The organism is Chitinophagaceae bacterium, from assembly GCA_016717285.1.
GTDB lineage: Bacteria > Bacteroidota > Bacteroidia > Chitinophagales > UBA10324 > JACCZZ01.
Genome location: JADKFU010000002.1, coordinates 28,376 through 53,180 on the forward strand (window position 1 = coordinate 28,376; position 24,805 = coordinate 53,180).

Below are 24,805 nucleotides of genomic sequence, written 5' to 3' on the forward strand. Positions count from 1 at the left end.
GAAAGCAAGTAGTTCGTGTGAGTTAGCTCATAAGAAAAAATGGGAACCAGTCCACTCATCATTCCGGTCTCACAACTTGGCGCTGATGGTTTGTATTTATACACTTTAAATTTTAATGAAAGAAAAGTTGTTTTAACTGGGAAATTTTTAATTCAGCGACAAAGGTGTGATGCATTTGTTCCTATTAATGGAATAATTCTACATCAACCTTAAGTTGGTTATTCTTTGAAAGTGAGAAATATTTAATGTTGCTAACTTCAGATTGTTTTCAATGGCAGTTGCAGCGATCATTAGATCAGGAATTTCCAATCCTTTACCTATGCGTTTCAATTCCGCTTCAATTGTTGCTGCTCTTCGGGCCGCTTGACTTGTGAAAGGTAAAATTAGAAGCTGGTTGAAAAATTCTTCCCAATAGGTTTGTTGCATGGAATTACTACCAACAAAAATTTCAAACTCTGTTATGGTGGAAACTGCAAACAGGTATTGCTGTGATGAAAATTGAAAGAACCTGCTTTTATTTTTTTCCTTTTTTCTGAAGAAATCAATGAGTATCGACGTATCGAGGCAAATCAGTTCTGTCGCCATTCATTGAATTGTTTTCTGAATTTCTGATACTGTTTAAATTGGCTTGAAGACATAACTGGAGCGGAGAGTAGAAATTCTTTATCGAATTGCTTAGCAGTGATAAAATCAGACTTAGCATTCTTCAAAACTGAGAGAAGTTTTTCAAAATCCTGCTCAGGCAACTGAGTGATCAGTTTGAGCACTTCCCGGTAGCTGGTTTTTGTTTTCATGATCAATTCAAAGGTAAATATTTTCATGGAAAGATTCTTCATAGTTTTTCATCTGCATCCCCTGTACATATTATCAACTGCTCATTTCTATTTTATAAGAATGTGATTTTATTTCATGCCCTTTACGATAAGCGCTGTTCAAGGCTGGAGTTTCATCAGTCTTAAAAGCAATACCGGCTTTTTTGCTGAGTCATAATTTTTTGGATACGCATTCGTCGAGTAGGATTTTCATTTGAAAATACTTTAGTCAATATCATACTTAAACCTACATCAAGCACTTTTACTGTCTGACTTTTTTTTACCGGTGGAAAGTCATCGAGTAATGATTCCAATGTTTCACCGGTTTATATGTAATCTTAAAGGTTTTTAACAGGCATACGGTTTCTGCCAATACAGGACTGCTGCTCATAATTTCCGGATCAATAGTTATAAGATTTTTCGTCACGACTTTTGGTTAGCAATAAATTTCCTTGAAATTTTAGTTAAATCAAGTGAAGGTAGCTTGTGAAAAGTGGAGGCTTTTTAGGAATTAAACTGATAATTTTTTCAAAAGACAACCCGACTCTATTTGTCAAACCAATTAACGTTAAAAAAAACAGACGATAGTTGTTATTTATTTGTTGATGCATATTCCAACACGATATCATTCACTGAAACTTTCCTGCTGATATGTCCGATTATTTCTTCCATGCCCTGGGCGCGCAACAGGTCACGCGCTTGCGAAAGAGCTTCCACAATTTTAAAGGTGACACCTCTGAGTTTTAGCTCATTGCTAAGCTGGAGCAACATCTTTGATCCCGAAACATCAACGAATGGTGAAGACGACAAATCAAGTATCAACAGCTTATTGTTGTTTTTGTCGAGACTGATTTTGCGCATAATATCAGCGAAAATATGATCAGCATTAAAATATAGTATGGATGCTTCAACACGTAAAATTTTTACGCCATCGATCTCTGTATTGTCAGTATGCCTCAAGATATCGGAAAAGCGAACGGTATTGCCAATCCGTCCAAGCACTGCTACATTCGGCGTAGCTGTGCGACGCAGCAGAAATGCAATAGACATTAAAACAGCAATCATAACGCCTTTTAATATACCAAAAGTCAGTACACCGGCAACAGCAATCATGGCCACCGTGAACTCCAGCTTACTGAGTTTATAAATGCGTTTAAGTTCTTTCACTTTTATGAGACCGGCAACTGCATGAATTACTATCACTGCCAGTAAAACCTCAGGAAGATTTTTGAGCAAGTCTGTGAAAAAAAGTAATAACACAGCAAGTGTAACTGAACAAATAATCAGCGACAACGGAGTTTTTGCTCCTGACTTTTCATTCACAGTTGATTGTGATAAACCACCGGCAACAGGATAACCGCCTGAAAATGCCGCTGCAAAATTCGCGGCACCCATGGAAAGTAATTCCTGCCGTGGATTGATCTCATAATTATTTTTCAACGCGAAGGTGCGGGCAGCAGAAACCGTTTCAATGTAACCCATGAGGAAACAGGCGAACGCAAGCGCAAGCACGCCATCCACATCGCTCATGCGAAGAGAGGGTTTGCCGATCGATGGCATTCCACTCGGAATAGCACCCGTAATGTGAATGCCATAGGAAGTTAAGGACGTGACAGAAATCACTACAATGGAAGCAATCAACACTACGAGCGAAACCGGTTTTCCGGGAAATAGTTTATCACCAATGAGCAACAGCGCGAGTGCAACCATTCCAAAAGCAAATACGATCCAGTTTGTTTCAGGCAGGTTTTTTATCAAGGTAATAATGCGTTCGAAAAAATTTGATCCTCCTCCTTCTACGCCAAATATTTTCGGTAATTGGGTGGTTGCAATTGAAAGTGCCGCGCCAGCTTTGAATCCAAGTAAAATACTTTCACTGATGAAGCTGACTAGAGAGCTGAGCTTGAAAATATAAGCCAGTACACAAATGACAGCGATCACTAATGCAGTAAGTTCAGCAATGGCCATCCATCTCTGTAAATCTCCGCCGGAAAGAACAGCTACAGTGGTTCCCACCATGAGCGAAATTGCTGATGTTGGACCAACAGCTACTTGTTTTGCAGTAGTGAAAACCGCGAAGAACAATCCTGCAGCCAGGCAGCAATAAATACCGGCCTGCACAGGAAGTCCGGCAAGCGTGGCATACGCCATTGATTCAGGGAGAACGAAGGAGGCCAGTGTGATTCCGGCAATGATGTCCCAGGTTAAAAATTTCTTCTCATACTTTGGAAACCATTGGAGGATGGGAATAAGTGTTCTCCAATTGCGAAGGTGATGCAGGATTGGTTTTGTTGTTGTGGGCGAAGATTCTTCCATCAGAATTATGCATCAAAAACTAATATCGGCTATCGATTAACGATGTATGATTTTCGAATTTAATGAGGCGCTGAGCTTTTTATTTCTCAATTCAAAATCGTTGATCGTTGTTCCATATTTTGAATTTTGTTTCTTTGGCCATTTCATTTCTCGCGTGCATGAATAATTTTAGAAGCCATCTTAAAATTGATACGTCATGCTGAATTTATTACGGCATCTTCCTTTTTACACGAGATTCCGAATCAAGTTCGGAATGACTCCGCTCTTTTAGCTTTTTGAAATGTCTGCCAGTTATCAATTCAGTCAATCCAGACTGAGTTTTTACTTTTTAAAAAAATCTTTAATCGATATTCGCTATTATCAAGTTCACTTTTCAGCCAGCAGCATTTCCTTCGCTGTTGCAATTTCTTTCAGCTTTGCATCATCGACTTTAGGATAATGTAAATCCAGCCCTGCCATGGTATCTATGATTGCCGCTGCAACAATCACACGTGTGTACCACTTATTATTTGCAGGAATCACATACCATGGCGAATGTTTAGTGGCGGTATTTTGGATCATTTTCTCATAAGCATCCATGTAATCATCCCAAAACGCGCGTTCTTTTATGTCTGATGAAGAAACCTTCCAGTTCTTATCTGCATTGTCAAAGCGCTCAAGAAATCTTCTTTTCTGTTCCTTCCTCGAAAGATGGAGGAAGAATTTTATGGTAAGTGTACCATTACGTGATAAGTATTTTTCAAAATTGCGCAGGTCTTTATAACGATTGTCAAAAAGATCTTTATCTACCAGGTCCTGAGGAATTTTCTGATATTTCATCAATTCAGGATGCACTTTCACTACGAGCACTTCTTCATAGTAGGAACGGTTAAAAATTCCGATGCGGCCACGCTCGGGTAATTCCTTCTGGCAGCGCCATAGATAATCGTGATCAAGATCTGTTGAAGTGGGTGCTTTGAAAGAAGATACCTGGCAACCCTGTGGATTAACGCCACTCATTACATGCTTGATGGCACCGTCTTTTCCGGCAGCATCCATGGCCTGAAAAATCAGTAACAAACTCCAGCGATCCTGTGCATACAGCATGTCCTGCAAAGTAGCAAGCGCTTCTACGCCGATCTGCAACGCTTCCTTTGCGCGGGGCTTATCCTCCGAACCCAATTGGCCGGTATCATCAGGATCAATGTCTTTGAGTTTGAATTTTTCACCATCAGTAATACGATAAGGTGCTGATAGTTCGTCTGATACTTTGATGATCTCTTTGAGTTTCATTGTTTGAAGAAATTGAATGAAAAATGTAATAATAGAAGTTTCCAAACTAAATTACAATGACATTATTATTTATAAGGCTGAACACGCACCTGTTACTTATTGAAAAAATCTAAGGCAGTGTGTGAGACTTCATTCCGATAACAATGTTTTTTTGCATGCTTTCAAAAGGAAGATCGTATAACATGACCCCCGGAAAAAAATACATCTCGCCCGATGAATTACAAACCTATGGTTACCGATATTTATTCAATACTCAGTAGTATTTTTCGCATTTTTGCAAAAACTTAAAACGTGTATTATGGTGCTTTAAAGGCGCTCCATAAATCCGAACCATTTCTTTCAAATAAATTCCTAACCCAAAAAGTTTATTTATGAAAAAGCTACTTTCGATTTTAGTAATCCTGATTCTGATTACACAAGTTCAGGCACAACAACTACCACGTGTAATAATTTTAGCAACAGGTGGAACCATTGCCGGAGCGGGCGCATCGTCTGACCGGGCAGGTTATACCGCAGGTAAAATTCCCATCGATGATCTTATTGGTTCCATACCTACCGTAAAAAAAATTGCAAATATTACGGGTGAACAAATTGCTTCCGTGGGGAGTCAGGACATGACCATTGATATTTGGAAAAAGCTTGCCATCCGTATCAATGAAATCATTAAGAATAAAGAAGCTGAAGGTATTGTGGTTACACACGGTACTGATACCCAGGAAGAAACCGGTTACTTTCTCGACCTGGTAGTTCCATCCGATATGCCGGTTGTACTTACCGGTTCCATGCGCCCGGCAACTGCCATCAGTGCTGACGGTCCTAAGAATCTGTACGATGCCATTACAGTAGCTATAGATCCAAAGACCAAGGGCAGAGGTGTACTGATTAGTTTTAATGAGGGGATTTATGATGCAAGGGAAGTAATGAAGATGAGCACCACAAAAACAAATGCATTTGGCTCGCCAAATACCGGTGCAGTTGGCCAGGCTTACGATGGTAAAGTAGAATATTATTCCTCTTCTATGCGGGAAGGAAAAACACCATTCAGTATAACTGCGGAAACCAAGCTGCCGCGGGTGGATATTGTTTACATGTATGCTGATGCATCAGCCGACCAGATTGATCTGCTGATTAGTAAAAAGTGGATGGCATTGTAATAGCAGGTGTCGGAAATGGCAACTTCAACAAGGCATTTACGGATGGAGTGAAGCGTGCTGTTGCAGCAGGAATTATTGTTTGCCGTGCAAGCCGGACACCATCAGGCAGGGTTGTTCTTCATGATGAAATTAATGATGATGAACTGGGCACTATCGTTTCAGATGACCTTACTCCTCAGAAAGCCAGGATATTATTAATGCTTGGTCTTACACAAACAAAAGATAAAAAGCAACTGCAGAGCTATTTCTTCAAGCACTAAGTTGTTTCTGAAGTGATTTGCAAATCATATCCAATCAGTATAATCTTCGACAAGTTCAGGTGACATCTTGCGATGCCATCCTGAGCTTGTCGAAGTATTGGAACACGTCCGATAAATAAATTTCAACAGTCTTCAGGAAATAAAAATTTTCTAACCATAAATAAAGAACAATGAAAAATCTAAAACCGGTGCTACTTATCCTGATCTTATTTTTCACTCAGGACATCTATGCTCAAACAAGAACAGAACACGATTTGCTTGGCGATAAACAAATTCCCGCTGATGCGTATTATGGTATTCAGACCGCGCGAGCGCTGGAAAATTTCCCGGTGAGCGGAGTAAAAACAAACTTTTACCCGGACTATGTAAGAGCATATGCCATGGTAAAGCTGGCTGCTGCCCGTGCCAACAACCAGGTGGAAGGAAGATTGTCGAAGGAAAAGCTGGCAGCTATTGAAAAAGCCTGCCAGGCGGTGATCGATGGAAAATATCACGACCAGTTTTTGGTTGACTTGTATCAAGGTGGAGCCGGAACGTCGGCCAATATGAATTCATGCGAAGTGTTGGCCAACATTGCGCTGGAGATGAGCGGTCATAAAAAAGGAGAATATCAGTACATAGAACCGCATGATGATTTAAACATGGGTCAATCAACAAACGATGTATACCCTACAACTATTCACGTAGCATTGTTATTACACAACGACAAGTTAATAAGCCAGGCGCAGTTGCTCTCTCAGTCATTTCATAAAAAGGGAGATGAATTTAAAAACCTACTGAAGATGGGCCGCACGGAGGGCCAGGATGCGGTTCCGATGACGCTGGGTCAGGAATTTCATGGCTTTGGTAATCAGCTTGATGACGCAATTGATGTGCTCCGTAAAACGGAGGCTTATTTATATGAAGAGAATATGGGTGCAACAGCTATTGGTACAGGTATAACTGCGACTCCTGGTTATGCGGAAAAATGCGCAGTTCAACTTGCGAAAATTACTGGCAAGCCCATGGTGCTGGCTCATGACCTGGTTGCAGCTACAAGCAGCATGCAGGCATTTGTGATGTACTCCGCTGCATTAAAAAACTTTGCTGTCACTTTGTCAAAGATCAGCAGCGATCTGATATTCCTTGCATCAGGTCCACGCACTGGTATTTTTGAAATCAATTTACCTGCACTTCAACCCGGTTCATCTATTATGCCTGGTAAGGTAAATCCCGTAATGCCGGAGTTAATGAACAATGTATGTTTTAAAGTTATTGGAAACGATTTAACTGTTACGGTCGCGTCGCAGGACGGGTTGTTGCAACTGAATGCTTATGAGCCCGTGGTTGCTATTGCTATCATGGAATCACAAGCCATACTTTTTAAATCATTGCCATTATTCGCAAAAAATTGTATTGATGGAATTACTGCCAACGAAGACGTGCTCAAGCATTACATGGATCGCAGCGTTGGAATTGTAACGGCGCTTAATCCTATATTGGGTTATGAAAAAACAACTGAGCTGGCAAAAGAAGCACTAGCGACAAACAAGGGGATATTGGAATTGATACGTGAAAAGAAATTATTGACAGAAGATCAGATAAATAAGCTTTTAGACCCTGCTGCCATGACAGGACAGAAATAAATATTGGTTAACCTAAAAAATTAGAGCCATGAAACAGACCCACCTTTTAATCTTTCTGCTCGCATTACTTTTTGTGCCAATGGCTTCAATAGCCCAGGTAACAGAACGTCAGGTAGGAGATACCACTTATTACAAAACACTTATTCCCGAAGAGAAACAAGGGTTGCTTAAAAATATGAGCCTGATCGCTAACACGCGTTTCGCGTTCCAAAATTATTTCACGGACAATGATTATACAGGATCACGGTTCAATATGGAGCAATTTCGCGTGGAGCTACGCGGAATGGTGACAGACAAGGTTTATTTCCGTTGGCGCAATCGCTTCACCAAAACAACGGAACCGCAATCTGTTGACAACCTGAGCGCTTCTGTTGATCTTGCCATGGTGCGTGTAGATTTAACCGATAAGTGGAGCCTTTCAGCAGGGAAATTGTGCGCTGACTGGGGCGGCTACGAATTTGATTACAATCCGATCGACATCTACCAGTATTCGGATATCATTGACTATGCAGACAATTTCCTGGCTGGTGTAGGAGTAAGCTACAAAGCAGCGCCCCAACATCAGTTTACAGTTCAGGTTTTGAATTCGAGAACAAAGTCTTTCAATGAAATCTACGGAAGCCAGCCTAACATAACGGAAGCAAAGCGCCGCTGGCATTTGTAGCAAACTGGCGCGGAAGTTTATTTAACGGCAAATACAAACCCATCTGGTCCTATTCATTTTTCACCGAAGCCAGCGGCACTTACATGCAGTACATTACGCTGGGCAACCAGGTGAAGATATCCAAGAAGTTTACGATTGAATACGATTTCAACTATTACAAGGAAGACCTTGACCGTACCAGTATTGTAAGTGCAACCATTCCGGATGAACTTTATCCTTATGCTGTACCCAATACAACGTACATCGGGAATTGGCTCCATCTCTATTACAGGTTGAATTACCATATCAACCTTGCGTTAGTCGGCATGGTTGAATTTGAAAACTGGATGGATGATAATGAGTATGCACCTGGTGATGACAATAGCATCCGGGTTGCTTACGGCTACATTCCTACCATTGAGTATTATCCGTTCAAAGATCTCAACCTGCGTTTCTATGCTAACTGGGTCGGAAGAATTTATAATTATTCCGATTATTCCAAGACTAATTTGGGAGCAGTGGATTACACCACAGGAAAATTTTCGATCGGATTTGTTACACCATTGGCAGTATTTTAAAGATTACAGCAATTGGTCAACATCAAACATGCTGTTCACTGACGGATTAGCATGTTTGATGTTGCCACTTCGAATGAAACTTCTCTCTGGACAGAATTAATGAGCTGAATGTTATTGTCTTAAATACTTGCAAATACAATCAGGGAATGTCCGTAACTATCAAAATAAAATTGAGTGAGCAGTCTCTCTTTGTTTTCAAAAAGATGTTCTGAAATTTAGTTGACGAATGATAATACCGACGGATTTGGAAAAACAAAATGCCAATGGAAGTTGGGGAAAGAATAAGTCTCTCTATTTATTTCTGATAACTTTTGTTGTTGCTTTTATTTTAACGCTTCTTATTAAGGAGCCTGGCTTTACCGATTCGCAGGTGTATGTTTTGTTCCTGTTATTTTTTGCTGTTGGATTATGGATTACGGAAGCCATTCCAGCTTTTGCAGTCAGTCTTTTTATAATCGCTTATCTCGTATTCGCGCTCGGTAATAAACATTTTAATGCATCTCCTGAAAATATTGATATTTATGTAAGAACATTTTCTGATAGCATCATCTGGCTTTTGCTGGGAGGATTTTTTCTTGCAAAAGCAATGGCTAAAACAAAGCTGGATGAAACGCTTTTCAGGTTCACACTGAAAATTGCAGGAACAAACCCAAGGAACATTATTATAGGCGTGATGATTATCACGATGCTCGTTTCTATGGTGTTGTCCAACACCGCCACTACTTCCATGGTGTTGGCAGCAGTGTTGCCATTAATTAAACTGCTTGATAAAAACCGAAATTTTGCCAAAGGACTTTTGTTAGGCATTCCGCTGGCTTCTACAGCCGGTGGAATTGCAACCATCATAGGTACGCCTGCCAATGCAATTGCTGCCGGAGCGTTGCAAAATAATGGTGTCACCATCGAGTTTCTCGACTGGATGATTTACGGCACACCCATAGCAGTATTTATAACGGTGGTAAGTTGCTTTGTTCTAATAAAGACGTATGTAAAAGACACGACTCCCATTTCTTTTCCTGATCTGAATGAAAGTGAAAAATCTGAAGGATCATCACTCCATCGAAAAATAGTGATTGCAGTAATTTTAGTAACCGTGGGTTTGTGGCTTACTACTTCTTTGCATGGAATGAAGGTGGCATCCGTATGTGCAATTCCGCTTGTTATTTTTACGCTTACAGGTGTTCTTGATGGAAAGGATGTCCGCAGCATGGCCTGGGACACCCTTTTATTAGTTGCCGGCGGCATATCGCTTGGGCTGAGTCTTGAACATACAGGATTGTTAGAACACTATGCTGCTATGCTGATAAGTCTTGAATTAACCAGCATAGTGCTGCTCACTATTTTTGGTTTTCTGGCAATGCTGCTTGCGAATGTGATGACTAATTCCACTGCAACGGCCATCATGGTTCCAATTTGCATGGCCATACTTCCTGCACTGAAGTTAGAAGCGGCAATGATTGTTGCCATCTCATCATCTGCCGCTTTGGTATTGCTGGCATCAAGCCCTTCCAATGCGATAATATACAGTACTGGATTGGTGGAACAAAAAGACTTTCGGTATACAGGAATACTGGTTGGGATTCTTGGGCCGCTGCTCACAATTTTGTGGGTTTTGTTTTTGTCTTAGAAGGTATTTAAAAATAATAAAATATGAATAAAATAGATTGTTCAATCACCATTTTAATCCATTGCATTAGAAAAAAGGAATTTGACAACACGAACATGTTGATTGCTAAATAAAAACATGATGGAAAAATCCGGTTATTCATTATTGCGGGACCCGAGAAAGAATAAGGGCACTGCTTTTACGCTGATTGAAAGAAAGAAATATGGGCTGGAGGGAATCTTGCCACATGCCGTTGAAACAATAGAGACACAAATCATGAGGGTAAACGAGCAATTGAATAATGCGGACTCACCCATCAATAAGTACATTTATCTCGCCAATCTCCTCGACACGAACGAGACCTTATTCTTTAAAGCAATAATAAGTGATCCGGCAAAATTTTTACCATTAATTTATACGCCAACAGTTGGCGAAGCATGCCAGCGTCTTGGTCATATTTCCAGGCGACCAAGAGGTTTATTTATTTCCATTGAGCAAAAAATAACATCAGGGATATTCTCAGAAACTGGCCGGTTAAGGATGTCCGGTTCACTGTTGTTACCGATGGTGGTCGCATATTAGGTTTAGGAGATCTTGGGGTTTGCGGCATTGGCATCCCGATAGGAAAATTGGCTTTGTATACAAGTTGTGCCGGTGTTCCTCCTGAATATACGCTTCCTGTAATACTGGATGTTGGAACCAATAATGAAGATTTTCTTAATGATCCTTTGTATCCAGGACTGAAAAGAAAAAGAATCAGGGGACCGGAATTTGATGCATTCATAGAGGAGTTTGTAGCCGCAGTAAATGAAGTGTTTCCTAAAATTTGTATTCAATGGGAAGACTTGCCGGGTGTCGATGCCATCCGCATTCTCGATAAATACAAGGATAAGATTTGCACTTTTAATGACGACATACAAGGCACTGCAGCAATTGCCACCGCTGGCATTATCACATCGAACAGGTTTTCAGGGAAGCCATTCCGGGAACAAAAAATTCTCTTTCTCGGTGCAGGAGCGGCCGCATTTGGCATTGCTGAAATGCTCGTTTATAAATTTATGAAGGATGGACTTAGTAAGGAAGAAGCCTATCAGCGTGTCTGGATGTTTGATATAAAAGGACTGCTTGTAAAATCAAGAGATGACCTTGCCGAATATCAAAAGCCGTTTGCACATGAACGCGAACCTTCAGATGATTTTGCAAACACAATATTAGAACTGAAGCCCACAGCCATCATCGGGGTCAGTACTGTGGGAGGAGCATTCAATCAACAGGTGATTGAAAATATGTGTGCAGTAAACGACCGGCCTGTCATCTTTCCATATTCAAATCCTTTGTCGCATTCAGAATGTACGGCTGAGCAGGCATATACGTGGAGCAAAGGCAAAGCAATTTTCGCAAGCGGCAGTCCGTTCGCGCCTGTTATGTACGAGGGAAAAAAATATACACCCGGACAAGGCAACAACGTGTTTATTTTTCCGGCCATGGGTTTGGCGGTGCTTGCAACAGAAGCAAAAAGAGTGACCAATGAAATGTTTGTTATCGCGGCTGAAGCAGTTGCCGAACAGGTAACGGAAGAAGACTTTGCAAAGGGTTTGATTTATCCGCGTGTAGATAATATTTTAAAAGTGTCTTATAATATAGCCGTAAAGATTGCAGATAAAATATTTGAAAGCGGATTAGCAGGCGTGGAAGGACCGGAGGACATAAGTGCTTTCATAAAAAGCAAGATGTACGAGCCAAAATATTCGGATTAAAATTGTTTAGGCTTGTCCTGAGCTTGTCGAAGGGCTTGTCGAAGGGCTTGTCCTGAGTTTGTCGACTTGTGCCGATTTTTCGGGTATTGCCTGTCCCATTGAGAACGTGAAGCAAAAGAAATTAATTTTATTTTCAAATCAACCCTTCAACAGTATCAATAAAATTTTCGGTAATCAAGTCTTTGGAAGCAGCCAATGTTTCTCTTGCACGTTCAATGCGATATTGAATCAGTTCCTCATTACTTTTCATAGCTGCACGCCTTCTTTCTGAATGTTTTGAAAGAGTGGAGTCACTGAATAGTTTCCCCAGTTCAACTTTGAGTAGATGATGGATGTAATTATTTGGTCTTGGGCGATCTCCACTTCAAGAATTTTGTCGCGGAATAGATCTTTCACTTTTTCATCTACCTGCATTGAGGAGAGAATAAGAACATCCCAATCAGAAAACTTATCGGCGTCACCACGAGCTCGTGATCCGAATAGGTACATCTCTGCCGAAGGATCAACATCCAGTACCGCTTGCCTGATTAATTGCCGAAGATGATTTTCTGATGACATGGAATGAAGGTAGTAAGAAAAAATGTTTGCAACGATGGTTCCGGAGAGTAACGGTCAACTCATTCGCATTATCTCGCACCAAATGTTGAAAGAGAAATTGCCACAAAGAGAACTCTTTTCTTTTCTTTGTAATACCATTATACTTATGATGTGCTTAAAGAATTAGATGTCTTACACAGCGGAAATAAAAAATAAGAATTAAAAAACAGCATGTCCCTTTACCAAAAACTTCAACAAGCCAAAAGCGAAGAAGATGTAAAAGACGCTTACATTAAAGCGCTTGGCTTAAAGGGCTACAGCAAAAACCTGATTGATATTCAAACCAAAGAAATATGGTTTGAAGCTAAAGACACCAGCAAACATTCTACGTACGCCATGTTTACCCAACTGATGCACTATGTGCAGCGGGCGCTTAACGATGGTGAATATGTACCGCCTTTTCTTGCGGTGATTGACACGAAGAAGGCAGCCATTATGAAAAGCGCTGATGTAATTCCTTTCCTCGAAAAGAAAACAATCAAGTGGGGCAAGAGTGCCAGCGGTTACACGCAGGATGCTTTGGATGCCGTGAGCGCTTACATCGGAACTCATTTTGTTTCCTTTAAAATTGAAACACATGAAGAGGAGTTTATCAGTACCATAAAAAATGCGATTGCCAAAGGCGATATTATCCGCACACAAATTACACCCGACAACCTGAAACAGGTGTTTGATAAATGGGTGGCAATGATCGGGCGCGAAATAAAAGGAGTGACCGATGAAGATTACGCCCTGTTGTTTTTTGCGGATGTGATGAGCGACGGCACACAAAGCACGCATGATGATTTGCCTGCGCAATTACTACACAAAGGCACTTCTCCTGTGTTTACGCTTGGTGGTAAACTTTTTGAGTTGGGCAACCGCGAGGCCTACCGGCAGTTCTGGGCCATTTACCACCGCCCTCCGAAGGAACAATACCGCGATTATTTATTGGAACGGCGCGATACGTTGATACCGCTCGACGAGCGCAGCTTTAAAGGTGCTTTCTATACACCGCTGAATGTGGTGGACAAAGCTTACGACAAGCTCACCGAAACGCTTGGCGAGAACTGGCAGAAGGAATACATCGTTTGGGATATGTGCTGCGGCGTGGGCAACCTGGAAGTAAAACACAGCAATCCGCGCAATATTTACATGAGCACGTTGGATACTGCTGATGTGGATGTAATGAAGGCCACCAAAACCTGTGTTGCTGCCACACGCTTTCAATACGATTATCTGAATGATGACATTACCGACGATGGCAAAATAGATTACACACTCACCAACAAAATACCGGAGAGCTTGCGCAAAGCAATTGCTGCGGGGAAAAAGATTTTGGTGTTGATGAATCCGCCGTATGCTTCGGCTACTAATCGTGGAAATACTTCAATGGTCGGTGACGCAGAAAATAAAAGCGGTCTTGCAAAAACAAAATTCGCCGCTGTTGCAATGGAGGATTATGGGAAAGCAAGTAATGAATTGTTTACACAATTTATTGGTAGGATTGCAACAGAAATACCTAATGCTACAATTGCAATGTTTAGTACAATGAAATACATCAATGCACCTGACTTTGAAAAATTTCGTCAGAAATGGAGCGCAAAATATTTAGGCGGGTTTGTTGTTCACAACAAAGCATTCGATGGATTAACAGGCAAATTCCCTATCGGCTTTTTAATTTGGCAATCAAATCAAAAAGCAGCCGTAAAAAGTTCGATTACTGAAATATCCGTCGAAGTATTAAATAAAAGCGCAAATGCTATTGGCGATAAATCATTTTTTAATATACCCATCAACCAATTTCTGAGTGAATGGATTATTCGGCCAAAGGCAAATAAAGTAGAAGTCATTCCCTTAAAAAATGCTGTTACTCCCGCCACTGCCACCAAAGATTTACGTGGAACGAAATGGGTAGATGGTGCAATTGGCTGTATGGACTGTGCGGGCAACGATTTACAGCATGCAGAGCAACATACTGTTATTTATTCATCTGGGTATGGTAGCGCAGGTGGATTTTTTGTTACCGATAAAAATCTTTGGCAAAGTGCAATTCTATTTTCTGTTCGCAGGCTTGTAATACCAACATGGCTCAACGATAGAGATCAATTTTTACAGCCTTCCAAACCATTAAGTGAAGAGTTTAAAAACGATTGTTTGGTTTGGATGCTATTTAATCGTCAGCAAAGAACAGCAAGCGCCAACGACTTAGAATGGAATGGCAAAAAATGGAGCATCGTCAATCATTTTATTCCTTATACCGAAGAAGAAGTAAATGCGCCCGACAGGTTTGAGAGTGATTTTATGGTGCAATATTTAAAAGACAAAGAACTTTCATCCGAAGCACTGCTTGTTTTAGCAGAAGGAAAGAAACTATGGCAGGCCTATTTTGCGCAGACGGATACCCGCACCGTAAGGCATGAATTAAAACTGAACCGCGCCGATGTGGGCTGGTACCAGGTGCGAAAAGCCTTGCAGGCGCGTAATGCAAGCAGCGATTTTGCTCCTGTAAGTTTTAAATCCTTTGAAGAAGCGTACAGGTCATTAACCGAAAAATTGCAGCCAATGGTTTATGAGCTTGGTTTTTTGAAGAATTAAAATGCGTCCCGATCATCTTAAAAATGTCGGATGAGGAAATGGAATTATGATCAGTATAAGTGTTGCTTATGGGTATAGGAAGAAAATATAAATGCACAAGCTGTGCGTATGAATTTTTTGGAAGCGGAGGTCGCGACCGGGGATTTGTGGCTACAACGCGCACCTTCGAATGTACGTCCTGCGGAATCCTCTTTGATGCAACGATAGGTTACGATGGAAAGGATCGGGACAAGAAAACAAGCATGTTCGTCAGGAAAGTTGTAAAGTGTCCTGAGTGTAAAAGAAAGGATTCTCTCAAACTTTGGGATTACCTGTATGATCCTCACTGCCCAAGGGAAAAGTGCAAAGGCAAAATGAAACCCGCAGCGAACGGAGGATTTATTATGTGGGACTAACTTTAACTCCACAACCGTTTGTCTCGAAAAGTATATGGAAGCTCACCCTGATATTGCGCGCTCTGAGCTTATCTGCCCTGAGCTTGTCCAAGAGTAAGCGACGTAAGAAAGTGTCCGGCTGATTCAAATCAGTGTTTAAAATTTTGATTTAATCAAATGATTAAAATACTTGTTTAAAAAGATAAAAGGTTCTTTCTTTGCAGTCTCTTAATAAAGTGAAGGGTGGCAAAGAAAAAAGCATCGGTTCAAACCAATACGGAGGAGAAAATAAAAACTGCCGCGCGAAAGGTTTTTATGCGGAAAGGATTTTCAGCTACACGAACGCGTGATATTGCAGAGGAAGCTGGCATCAACCTCGCGCTGCTGAATTATTATTTCCGCAGCAAAAAGAAATTGTTTGACCTGGTGATGCAGGAAAAAATTGAAAAGCTTTTCGGAGTTATTGTGCCCTTGCTGACCGATCCGTCGACCAGCCTTGAAACAAAAATTGAATTGATTGTTTCAGGTTATATTGATGTGCTTGCTGAAAACCCTGACCTCCCCACTTTCGTTTTGAATGAACTGAGAAAGAAGAATTTCGAAATCATACAGAAATTCCCGGTAGACAAAATAATTGTTCAGTCATCCTTTATCAAACAGTTGAAAGAAAAAAGAGCTGATATTAATCCTGCTCATTTCCTGGTCAATATTTTAGGAATGACAGTGTTTCCGTTTGTTGCCAAACCCATGCTGATAATGACGGGCATGGTGAATGAAAAATCGTTCATCACTCTGATGAATGAGCGGAAGAAATTGATTCCTGTTTGGGTAAAAGCCATTTTAAAAGCAAAGTGATTTTACATAAAACTTTATTCAAATGATAAAACCGCGACCTTGTCACCAATTATATTCCGGTTACGCAATGCTGCTTGCGATCGTTTTTATAATGACCGGAACGAATGGTTTTGCGCAACTGAATATTGATACCTGCCAGGCAAAGGCAAAAGAAAATTATCCGCTTATCAAGCAATATGATCTGATTGCAAAATCGCTGGAGTATACCATCTCAAATGCTAACAAAGCCTACTTGCCGCAGGTAAGTCTCAATGCAATTGGTGCTTATATCATAAGTGGATTTCCGTCTGTAAACATTCCCGGCCAAGAACCAACGGAGCCGGAGAAATTTCAATTCATTGGTATCGGTCAAATTAACCAGGCAATTTGGGATGGCGGAGCAACACATGCACAAAAGGAAATTGCGAAAGCAAGTACCGAAGTTGACAAAGCAAATACTGACCTGGCGTTTTATAACATCAGGGAGCGTGTAAATCAATTATACTTCGGGATTTTGGTGATCGATGAACAATTAAAGCAACTCAATATTCTGAATGAAAACCTGAACCGCAACCTGGATAAAGTAAAACTTTCAAAAGACAATGGACTTGCGTACCAGAGTGATGTGGATGAAGTGAAAGCAGAAATTTTAAACATCGAGCAAAAGAAAATTGAATTCAATTTTACAAGAAAGGGTTATGTTGAAATGCTTTCATTTATGACCGGTGTGCCGCTGAATGAAAATGTGAAGATTGAAAAGCCTCCAGTGATTGAATCATACGCAGCGCTCATCAATAACAGGGCGGAGCTTGGTTTGTATGCCAGGCAACAGGAATTAATTGGCGCGAGATCTACAATTGATAAGGTTTATAATATGCCTAAAGTTGGATTCCTGGCTGCCGGAGTGCTGATTGAGCCGGGAATGGATTTCGCCTCAACAAAAATAAATTCGTTAGCTGTGGCAGGATTAAGTGTTTCATGGAATACCGCGGGAATTTATAAATCATCCAACAATAAGCAGCTCTCCAAAATCCAGTTGGATAGAATCTCCAACCAACAGGAAGCATTTTTGTTTACCAATAGTCTTCAACTCAAACAGGCAGCAAGTGAAATCGAAAAACAAAAAGCAATCATCAGCAAGGATGATGAAATTGTTTTGTTGAAAGGCAACATCAAAAAATCGTACCAGTTGAAATACGACAACGGCATAAGTCCGATGAACGATTTAATAGATGCCATCAGCAAGGAAAGTGAAGCGCGCAGCAATCAGTCGTTGCACAATGTGCAATTGCTGATGAGTATGTACAATTATAAAACCATCAGCGGAAACTAACAGGAACATCTCAAACAAAGCAGTATGAAAAGTAATTTGCTACAAATCTTTTCCATAAGTGTATTGTTGTTTTCATGTAAAAATGAGAACAGTAATCATGATGCTTCAGGAACCTTTGAAGCAACGGAAACAATTATTTCGGCTGAGGCAACCGGTAAAATCCTTGCTTTTGATATCAGCGAAGGTGATGTGATTAAACAAGGTCAACAGGTTGGATACATTGACAGCACGCAATTACACTTATCTAAAATGCAATTGACGCAAAGTCAGAAGGCAATTCTTTCCGGAAGGCCCGATGTTAAAACACAAATTGAAGCTTTACAAAACGAGTTGGATAATGCCGTGATTGATAAAAAGCGAATGGAGAATTTAGTGAAAGGCGAAGTGGCTTCGCAAAAACAACTGGATGATGCGAATACAAGAATTGCTGTCCTCCAATCGAAAATTGCTGCGCAGAAAAGTGTGCTGCACACCACTACTACAACGCTCGATGAGCAGGGAAATACAGTTCAAACGCAATTGGCGCAGGTTGAAGATCAGTTGCGTAAATGCAGGATAATTAATCCTGTTAATGGAACCGTGCTGACTAAATATGCCAACACATTCGAAATGACTGCAGCCGGAAAACCGCTTTATAAAATTGCCGACTTAACGGTTATTGAATTGAGAGCATACATTACCAACGATCAGTTTGCAAACATTAAGCTTGGACAAAAAGTGAAAGTGAATGTTGACGATGGTAACGATAAATTAAGATCCTACGATGGAACAATAGATTGGATCAACAACAAAGCTGAGTTTACTCCTAAGAGTATTCAGACAAAAGATGAAAGAGCAAACATGGTTTATGCTATTAAGATCAGGGTTCAAAATGATGGGTTGCTGAAGATTGGGATGTATGGGGAAGTGGTTTTTTAATGGACAATGTAGAATTGACAATTGACAATTGACAATGGACAATGGACAATGGACAATGGACAATGGACAATTGACAATGGATGGACAATTAACAACAAAAAAGAAATAAAGGGAATATCATCTTAATAATCAAATGAAATTTAAAAACGAAGACACATTGTCAACTATCAATTATCAACTGTCAACTAGTAACTGAATCTATGGAAAATGTAATTGCAAAAAAAACTTACTCATTCGCTATTCGAATTGTGAATCTATACAAGATTCTTGTTGCTGATAAAAAGGAATTTGTTCTTTCAAAGCAAACATTGAGAAGTGGAACCCCAATTGGCGCATTAGTTCGTGAGGCCGAGCATGCTCAATCAAAAGCGGATTTTCTAAACAAAATGAATATTGCTTTAAAAGAAGCGAATGAAACCGAATACTGGTTGATGTTGCTGAAAGACACAGATTATATATCAATGCAAGAATTTCAATCAATACACAATGACTGTTCCGAAGTAGTAAAACTATTAATGAGCATAGTAAAATCGACGAAGAAAACATTAGGAAGATAATCTGAATCAATGGACAATGGATAATAGATAATTCATAATGGATAATTGACAATTAACAGCGAAGAAGAAATAAATGGAATATCATCTTCAAATTAAATAAAACTAAAAACGAAGACACATTGTCAACTGTCAATTATCAATTGTCAATTCAATTTATATCAATGTACAACCAACAGTGTAAAAAAATTAATGGAATATTATTTTAAGAATTAAATGAGATCTAACAACGAAGACACATTGTCAATTGTCAATTATCCATTGTCAATTCAAGTCCACGGCTTGACTAAGTGGTATGGCAGGAAGAAAATTGTGGCTGTTGATGAGGTTTCATTTAGTGTATATGCAGGAGAAATATTCGGTCTGATTGGTCCGGATGGTGCAGGCAAGACAACGATTATTCGAATGCTGACTACTTTGCTGGTTGCCAATAAAGGTACAGCCACTGTGGATGGAATGGATGTGGTGAATGATTATAAAAAAATACGCAACAGTATTGGGTATATGCCCGGTCGGTTTTCTCTCTATCAGGATATGACCGTTGAAGAAAACCTCCACCTGTTTGCAACGGTGTTCAACACTACTATTGAAGAGAATTATTATTTGATAAAAGATATTTACAGTCAGATTGAACCCTTCAAAGACAGAAGAGCGGGAAAACTTTCCGGAGGGATGAAGCAAAAGCTTGCATTGAGCTGTGCGTTAATTCACAAACCAACAGTATTGTTCCTGGATGAACCTACCACGGGAGTTGATCCTGTTTCACGCAAGGAGTTTTGGGGCATGCTGAAAAACCTGAAACAGCAAGGGATCACTATTCTTGTTTCAACACCATATATGGACGAAGCTAATTTATGCGACCGTATCGCTTTAATCAACCTGGGAAAAATATTGAAAATTGACTCGCCTCAAAATATTATTAATCAATTTGGAAAAGTATTATGGGCTGTACAGAGCAATAACATGCCGAGACTTTTAAGCGACTTGAGGATGAACGAACATGTAATTTCCTGTTTTGCTTTTGGCGATGCGCATCATGTTACTATTGATACCGGAAATTATTCTATGAAAGAAATGGAATCCTATTTAATTGAAAAAGGTCACGATGGAATTTTAATTCAGCAAATACAGGCAAACATTGAAGACTGCTTTATGGATTTTGGTATGGAAAATTCAAACAACAATAAGCAATGAAAGTAATTGAAGCACAAAGTTTGGTCAAACGCTTCGGCAATTTCACAGCCGTTGATAATATTACGTTTGACGTGGAGCAAGGAGAGATATTTGGTTTTCTCGGGGCGAATGGTGCAGGTAAAACCACAGCTATGCGTATGTTTTGCGGATTGAGCAAACCCACGGCAGGAGAAGGAAGTGTTGCAGGCTTCGACATTAGAAAGAATCCGGAAAGCATAAAAAAGAATATCGGCTATATGAGCCAGAAGTTTTCACTCTACAACGATTTGAAAGTGTGGGAGAACATCAGGTTGTTTGCAGGAATTTACGGAGTTAAAGAAAAACAAATCAACATTAAAACAACTGAATTGCTGCAGCGACTGAATTTTGAACGGGAACGGGAAACATTGGTAAAAGACCTGCCATTAGGTTGGAAACAGAAACTAGCTTTTTCAGTGGCTATTCTCCACCATCCCAAAGTAGTATTTCTTGATGAACCTACGGGTGGTGTAGATCCGGTTACACGCAGACAGTTCTGGGAACTTATTTATGAGGCAGCAACAAGCGGGATCACTGTTTTTGTTACTACACATTACATGGACGAAGCTGAGTATTGCAACCGTGTTTCCATAATGGTGGATGGTAAAATTGAAGCATTGGATACGCCTAAAAAACTGAAACAGGATTACAGTGCGTTAAATATGGATGAAGTGTTTCAGCAACTTGCGCGTAAAGCAACCCGTAAAGCTGACTGAGCATGAAACAATTCGGAGCATTCGTTTTAAAAGAGTTTCGCCATATTTTTCGCGACAAACGGACCATGATGATTTTGCTGGGAATGCCCGTTATCCAGATCATTTTATTCGGATTCGCCATTACCACAGAAGTTAAAAATGCCAACGTGGCGATCTGCGACCCGTCAAAGGATATTGCCACTCAAAAAATAATTGAGCGGATTAAGGCGAATGAGCATTTTAGTATTTCAACTATTCTGAATAATCCTGATCAAATTACAACGCTCTTCCGTGAGGGAAAAACCGGCCTGGTAATTTGTTTCAGCGAACGATTCAATGAAAATTTAATGCACAGCGGCCATGCACAGATACAACTGATTGCTGATGCAACAGATCCTAATACTGCTACCACGCTTACCAATTATGCAAGTGCCATCATTGCATCGTATCAACAGGAGCTGATGAATCAATCAAGTGTTCCGCTCCGAATTTCGACCGAGACAAAATTTCTTTACAACCCACAAATGAAAGGGGCCTATAATTTTGTTCCGGGCGTTTTAGGAATGATCCTTATGTTGATATGCGCCATGATGACCTCCATTGCCATAGTCCGCGAAAAGGAAATGGGAACGATGGAGGTGCTGCTTGTTTCGCCTATGAAACCGATCCTTATTATTCTTGCCAAGGTGGTTCCTTATTTTATTATATCCTGCGTAAACCTTACTACTGTTTTGCTTTTATCTGTTTTTGTTTTGGGAGTGCCCGTTGCAGGAAGCCTGTTCTGGCTCATAGCAGTTTCAATGCTTTTTATTTTTGTTTCGCTTGCATTAGGGTTATTGGTTTCTACTTTAACAGAATCGCAGATGGCAGCCATGCTAATATCGGGCATGGCTTTCATGATGCCGGTTATGTTGCTTTCCGGGATGATGTTTCCCATTGAAAATATGCCTGTGCCGTTACAATGGCTATCCAACATCATACCTGCAAAGTGGTTTATTATTTCGATGAAGAACCTCATGATTAAAGGAACCGCTGTATCATCGGTTATTAAAGAAATAATCATTCTATGTGTAATGGCGTTGGTGATCATCACTGTCAGTTTAAAAAAATTTAAAAACCGGTTGGAGTAACAACAATGTTAAAATACTTGCTGGAAAAGGAGTTCAAACAAATTGTCCGGAATTCATTCATGCCGAAAATCATCCTGATTTTTCCGTTCATGGTTTTACTGGTATTTCCATGGGCGGCAAACTTTGAAATCAAAAATATAAACCTGAGCGTGGTCGACAACGATCACAGCGATTACTCCTTACGATTAGTTAATAAGGTAATTTCTTCCGGATACTTTAAATTAACAGATGTATCTCCGGATTATAAGAGCGCATTGGAGAATGTTGAAACAGATAAAGCAGATATCATTCTTGAAATTCCTGTGAATTTTGAAAAGGATCTGATTCGTGAACAGCAGGCAAAGCTTTTGATTTCGGCGAATACAGTAAACGGTACAAAAGGAGGTTTGGGAAGCGCCTATCTTTCAGGCATTGTGAATGATTTTTCATCGGAAGTAAGAACCAAATGGATCCAGGTTACTGCGTCTTCAGCAATTCCAAACATTGAGATAGTAACGCAAAACAGGTTCAACCCGCAACTCAACTATAAAATTTTCATGGTTCCTGCTTTAATGGTAATGTTGCTTACCATGCTTTGTGGCTTTCTTCCTGCACTGAATATTGTTGGCGAAAAAGAAGCCGGAACGATGGAACAGATTAATGTAACACCCATTACAAGATTTACATTTATCCTATCCAAGCTCCTTCCTTACTGGATCATCGGGTTCATTGTTTTAACCATCAGCTTTGGCGTTGCTTACCTGATGTATGGGTTAGTACCGGCAGGACATATCAGCACCATTTATTTTTTTGCAGCCATTTACATATTGGGAATTTCCGGTCTCGGCCTGGTGATCTCCAATTATTCTGACACCATGCAGCAAGCCATGTTTGTGATGTATTTTTTTGTTTTGATTCTGATACTGATGAGCGGTTTGTTTACACCGGTAAGCAGCATGCCGTTATGGGCGCAAAATATCACCATCGTAAATCCGCTGAAGTATTTTATGCAGGTAATGCGATTAGTTTATCTGAAGGGAAGTGGCATTGCTGAACTCACAACAGAGTTAAAGGCACTTGGTACTTTTGCACTTTTGTTTAACCTGTGGGCAATTCGCAGTTACCGTAAAACGGTTTGAGGGAAGTTCGGCACTAACCTGCATTTCAGTATTTAATTAATTTCACAAAATTAATAAGAGTTCCTTCAACCAAAATTTCCAACTATGATCTGGCTGCAACTTCTCGTTCTTCTCGCAATGATTCTTATTGGTTCGCGCCTTAAGGGAATTGCTCTTGGTTTAATGGGAGTAGTTGGTGTGTTTATTTATGTCACCTTTTTTGGAATGCGTCCTGCCGATCCGCCCGGTGATATCATGCTTATCATTCTTTGCGTAGTTACACTTTCAGCAGCACTGGAAGCTGCAGGTGGTTTGGATTACATCGTGAAAATTGCAGAAAAAATTATCCGTAAGAATCCGCAACGCATCACTATCATTGCACCTATTGTATCTTATGTACTCTGCCTTTTTGCTGGCACCTCGCACGTCATTTATTCTTTGTTACCCATTATCTCCGATGTGTCAGTAAAGAATCGCATTCGTCCTGAACGTCCATTGAGTGCGTCAGTGATTGCCTGCCATGCGGCTCTCACCGGAAGTCCGATGTCGGCAGCTACAGCATCGTTTGCTGCCATTCTCGCTTTTCCGGGAGCAGCAGCAGACATCATGCTTATATGCATTCCAGCATGCTTCATTGGTTCAGTGGCGGCCGCATTAGTAATGATGCGTTACGGAAAAGAACTCGATAACGATCCGGTTTTTCTGGAGAAGATGAAAGATCCTGAATTCGCTTCAGCTATTAATCAGTTGTCGGAAGAATCTACACCTGATGCGGCTCAAACAAAAAAAGCAAAACGCGCGGTGATAATATTTGGTGTAACGATCCTTTTGATCGTGTTAAGCGGAACCTTTCCTGATATAGTACCTGACACAGCAGCAGGCAATGCAAGTTTTCATACCAATGCAGATGGCACTTTGAAAATGGTTACCGTGATTGAAACCATCGCGCTCTCTGCTGCTGCACTGATGGTAATTCTTACCGGAACAAGTCCGGCGAAAATTGTGAAAGCGAGCTTGTTCAATTCTATGGGCAGTGCATTGATCTCTGTTTTCGGCGTGGTGTGGATGGCCGCTACTTTCATGGATGCTAACAAACAGGTGATTGCGGATTCATTGGGTAGCATCACTGCAGCACATCCCTGGACTTTTACCATTGCCATCTTTGTAGTTGGTGTTTTGATGTTCAGTTGGGGATCAACAACCAAAGCAATGATGCCGCTTGGGTTAGCTCTAGGTATACCGGCTGCTTTTCTAATCCCGATGTTTCCTGCTGTGGGAAGTTTCTTTTTAATTCCCGGTTATCCTACGTTACTTGCAGCCATCAACATGGATAAAACAGGCACTACAAAAGTTGGCAATCTAGTCATCAATCACAGTTTCTTATTGCCAGGTATGGTGGCAACGGTTGTTTCTATCGGTGTTGGATTTCTTCTGGCCAGTTTTTTATTGTGATAAAAAAAA

At 40.5% G+C, this 24,805-nt stretch carries 19 protein-coding genes and 2 pseudogenes; 16 read left to right on the plus strand and 5 right to left on the minus strand.

Features of this window, described 5'->3' with window-relative positions; translation table 11 throughout:
* Positions 1–198 precede the first annotated feature (198 nt).
* The 4 genes from IPO83_03450 to IPO83_03465 form a co-directional block, all read right to left on the minus strand.
* On the minus strand, positions 199–573 hold the full coding sequence (locus IPO83_03450; protein MBK9730338.1) for a type II toxin-antitoxin system VapC family toxin: 375 nt from the start codon (positions 571–573) through the stop codon (positions 199–201).
* Positions 570–836, minus strand: coding sequence for a hypothetical protein (locus IPO83_03455; GenBank protein MBK9730339.1), 267 nt, complete (start codon positions 834–836; stop codon positions 570–572). The genes IPO83_03450 and IPO83_03455 overlap by 4 nt, the downstream gene beginning before the upstream one ends.
* Before the next feature lie 567 nt (positions 837–1,403).
* Positions 1,404–3,128: a SulP family inorganic anion transporter gene (locus tag IPO83_03460; GenBank protein ID MBK9730340.1), complete on the minus strand. Its 1,725-nt coding sequence runs from the start codon at positions 3,126–3,128 to the stop codon at positions 1,404–1,406.
* Between the two features lie 366 nt (positions 3,129–3,494).
* The gene (locus IPO83_03465) at positions 3,495–4,400 is read right to left on the minus strand and encodes a polyphosphate kinase 2 family protein (GenBank protein ID MBK9730341.1); all 906 of its coding nucleotides are present in this window, start codon (positions 4,398–4,400) and stop codon (positions 3,495–3,497) included.
* A 371-nt stretch (positions 4,401–4,771) separates the two neighbouring features.
* On the opposite strand from IPO83_03465, the pseudogene IPO83_03470 reads away from it, so the two are divergent.
* The 6 genes and pseudogenes from IPO83_03470 to IPO83_03495 all read left to right on the plus strand — a co-directional run bounded on the left by IPO83_03470 (position 4,772) and on the right by IPO83_03495 (position 12,023).
* Positions 4,772–5,814, plus strand: a pseudogene (locus tag IPO83_03470) (type II asparaginase).
* Positions 5,815–5,984: 170 nt separating this feature from the next.
* The gene (locus IPO83_03475; GenBank protein MBK9730342.1) at positions 5,985–7,439 is read left to right on the plus strand and encodes an aspartate ammonia-lyase; all 1,455 of its coding nucleotides are present in this window, start codon (positions 5,985–5,987) and stop codon (positions 7,437–7,439) included.
* Between the two features lie 28 nt (positions 7,440–7,467).
* Positions 7,468–8,103, plus strand: coding sequence for a hypothetical protein (locus IPO83_03480; GenBank protein MBK9730343.1), 636 nt, complete (start codon positions 7,468–7,470; stop codon positions 8,101–8,103).
* Entirely contained in the window at positions 8,091–8,660 is a 570-nt protein-coding gene (locus IPO83_03485; protein MBK9730344.1) for a hypothetical protein, read from the plus strand. The genes IPO83_03480 and IPO83_03485 overlap by 13 nt, the downstream gene beginning before the upstream one ends.
* 226 nt (positions 8,661–8,886) lie before the next feature.
* Complete coding sequence (locus IPO83_03490; GenBank protein ID MBK9730345.1) at positions 8,887–10,287, plus strand: DASS family sodium-coupled anion symporter; 1,401 nt, start codon at positions 8,887–8,889, stop codon at positions 10,285–10,287.
* Between the two features lie 117 nt (positions 10,288–10,404).
* Positions 10,405–12,023 (plus strand): annotated as a pseudogene (locus IPO83_03495) (NAD-dependent malic enzyme).
* Between the two features lie 246 nt (positions 12,024–12,269).
* Here IPO83_03495 and IPO83_03500 read toward each other — a convergent pair.
* Positions 12,270–12,581 (minus strand): nucleotidyltransferase domain-containing protein, encoded by a 312-nt coding sequence (locus IPO83_03500; protein MBK9730346.1) that lies wholly within the window; start codon positions 12,579–12,581, stop codon positions 12,270–12,272.
* A gap of 210 nt (positions 12,582–12,791) precedes the next feature.
* On the opposite strand from IPO83_03500, the gene IPO83_03505 reads away from it, so the two are divergent.
* The 10 genes from IPO83_03505 to IPO83_03550 all read left to right on the plus strand — a co-directional run bounded on the left by IPO83_03505 (position 12,792) and on the right by IPO83_03550 (position 24,796).
* Positions 12,792–15,197 (plus strand): hypothetical protein, encoded by a 2,406-nt coding sequence (locus tag IPO83_03505; protein MBK9730347.1) that lies wholly within the window; start codon positions 12,792–12,794, stop codon positions 15,195–15,197.
* A 617-nt stretch (positions 15,198–15,814) separates the two neighbouring features.
* The gene (locus IPO83_03510; protein MBK9730348.1) at positions 15,815–16,426 is read left to right on the plus strand and encodes a TetR/AcrR family transcriptional regulator; all 612 of its coding nucleotides are present in this window, start codon (positions 15,815–15,817) and stop codon (positions 16,424–16,426) included.
* Between the two features lie 22 nt (positions 16,427–16,448).
* On the plus strand, positions 16,449–17,738 hold the full coding sequence (locus tag IPO83_03515; protein MBK9730349.1) for a TolC family protein: 1,290 nt from the start codon (positions 16,449–16,451) through the stop codon (positions 17,736–17,738).
* 24 nt (positions 17,739–17,762) lie between these two features.
* Positions 17,763–18,656 carry an HlyD family efflux transporter periplasmic adaptor subunit gene (locus tag IPO83_03520; GenBank protein ID MBK9730350.1) on the plus strand — a complete coding sequence of 298 codons (894 nt, stop codon included), beginning with the start codon at positions 17,763–17,765 and terminating at the stop codon, positions 18,654–18,656.
* Positions 18,657–18,856: 200 nt separating this feature from the next.
* Positions 18,857–19,213 (plus strand): four helix bundle protein, encoded by a 357-nt coding sequence (locus IPO83_03525; protein ID MBK9730351.1) that lies wholly within the window; start codon positions 18,857–18,859, stop codon positions 19,211–19,213.
* Positions 19,214–19,426: 213 nt separating this feature from the next.
* Positions 19,427–20,404 (plus strand): ABC transporter ATP-binding protein, encoded by a 978-nt coding sequence (locus IPO83_03530; GenBank protein ID MBK9730352.1) that lies wholly within the window; start codon positions 19,427–19,429, stop codon positions 20,402–20,404.
* Positions 20,401–21,138, plus strand: coding sequence for an ABC transporter ATP-binding protein (locus IPO83_03535; protein MBK9730353.1), 738 nt, complete (start codon positions 20,401–20,403; stop codon positions 21,136–21,138). Before IPO83_03530 ends, IPO83_03535 begins: the two co-directional genes overlap by 4 nt.
* A gap of 2 nt (positions 21,139–21,140) precedes the next feature.
* On the plus strand, positions 21,141–22,247 hold the full coding sequence (locus IPO83_03540; GenBank protein ID MBK9730354.1) for an ABC transporter permease: 1,107 nt from the start codon (positions 21,141–21,143) through the stop codon (positions 22,245–22,247).
* Positions 22,248–22,252: 5 nt separating this feature from the next.
* On the plus strand, positions 22,253–23,365 hold the full coding sequence (locus tag IPO83_03545) for an ABC transporter permease (GenBank protein ID MBK9730355.1): 1,113 nt from the start codon (positions 22,253–22,255) through the stop codon (positions 23,363–23,365).
* An 84-nt stretch (positions 23,366–23,449) separates the two neighbouring features.
* The gene (locus IPO83_03550; protein ID MBK9730356.1) at positions 23,450–24,796 is read left to right on the plus strand and encodes an anaerobic C4-dicarboxylate transporter; all 1,347 of its coding nucleotides are present in this window, start codon (positions 23,450–23,452) and stop codon (positions 24,794–24,796) included.
* Positions 24,797–24,805: the final 9 nt, after the last annotated feature.

Coding starts and splice junctions, on each gene's coding strand:
- IPO83_03455 (MBK9730339.1), bottom strand. CDS start 836: ATGAAGAATCTTTCCATGAAAATATTTACCTTTGAATTGATCATGAAA.
- IPO83_03460 (MBK9730340.1), bottom strand. CDS start 3,128: ATGGAAGAATCTTCGCCCACAACAACAAAACCAATCCTGCATCACCTT.
- IPO83_03465 (MBK9730341.1), bottom strand. CDS start 4,400: ATGAAACTCAAAGAGATCATCAAAGTATCAGACGAACTATCAGCACCT.
- IPO83_03475 (MBK9730342.1), top strand. CDS start 5,985: ATGAAAAATCTAAAACCGGTGCTACTTATCCTGATCTTATTTTTCACT.
- IPO83_03480 (MBK9730343.1), top strand. CDS start 7,468: ATGAAACAGACCCACCTTTTAATCTTTCTGCTCGCATTACTTTTTGTG.
- IPO83_03490 (MBK9730345.1), top strand. CDS start 8,887: ATGATAATACCGACGGATTTGGAAAAACAAAATGCCAATGGAAGTTGG.
- IPO83_03500 (MBK9730346.1), bottom strand. CDS start 12,581: ATGTCATCAGAAAATCATCTTCGGCAATTAATCAGGCAAGCGGTACTG.
- IPO83_03505 (MBK9730347.1), top strand. CDS start 12,792: ATGTCCCTTTACCAAAAACTTCAACAAGCCAAAAGCGAAGAAGATGTA.
- IPO83_03515 (MBK9730349.1), top strand. CDS start 16,449: ATGATAAAACCGCGACCTTGTCACCAATTATATTCCGGTTACGCAATG.
- IPO83_03520 (MBK9730350.1), top strand. CDS start 17,763: ATGAAAAGTAATTTGCTACAAATCTTTTCCATAAGTGTATTGTTGTTT.
- IPO83_03525 (MBK9730351.1), top strand. CDS start 18,857: ATGGAAAATGTAATTGCAAAAAAAACTTACTCATTCGCTATTCGAATT.
- IPO83_03530 (MBK9730352.1), top strand. CDS start 19,427: ATGAGATCTAACAACGAAGACACATTGTCAATTGTCAATTATCCATTG.
- IPO83_03535 (MBK9730353.1), top strand. CDS start 20,401: ATGAAAGTAATTGAAGCACAAAGTTTGGTCAAACGCTTCGGCAATTTC.
- IPO83_03540 (MBK9730354.1), top strand. CDS start 21,141: ATGAAACAATTCGGAGCATTCGTTTTAAAAGAGTTTCGCCATATTTTT.
- IPO83_03545 (MBK9730355.1), top strand. CDS start 22,253: ATGTTAAAATACTTGCTGGAAAAGGAGTTCAAACAAATTGTCCGGAAT.
- IPO83_03550 (MBK9730356.1), top strand. CDS start 23,450: ATGATCTGGCTGCAACTTCTCGTTCTTCTCGCAATGATTCTTATTGGT.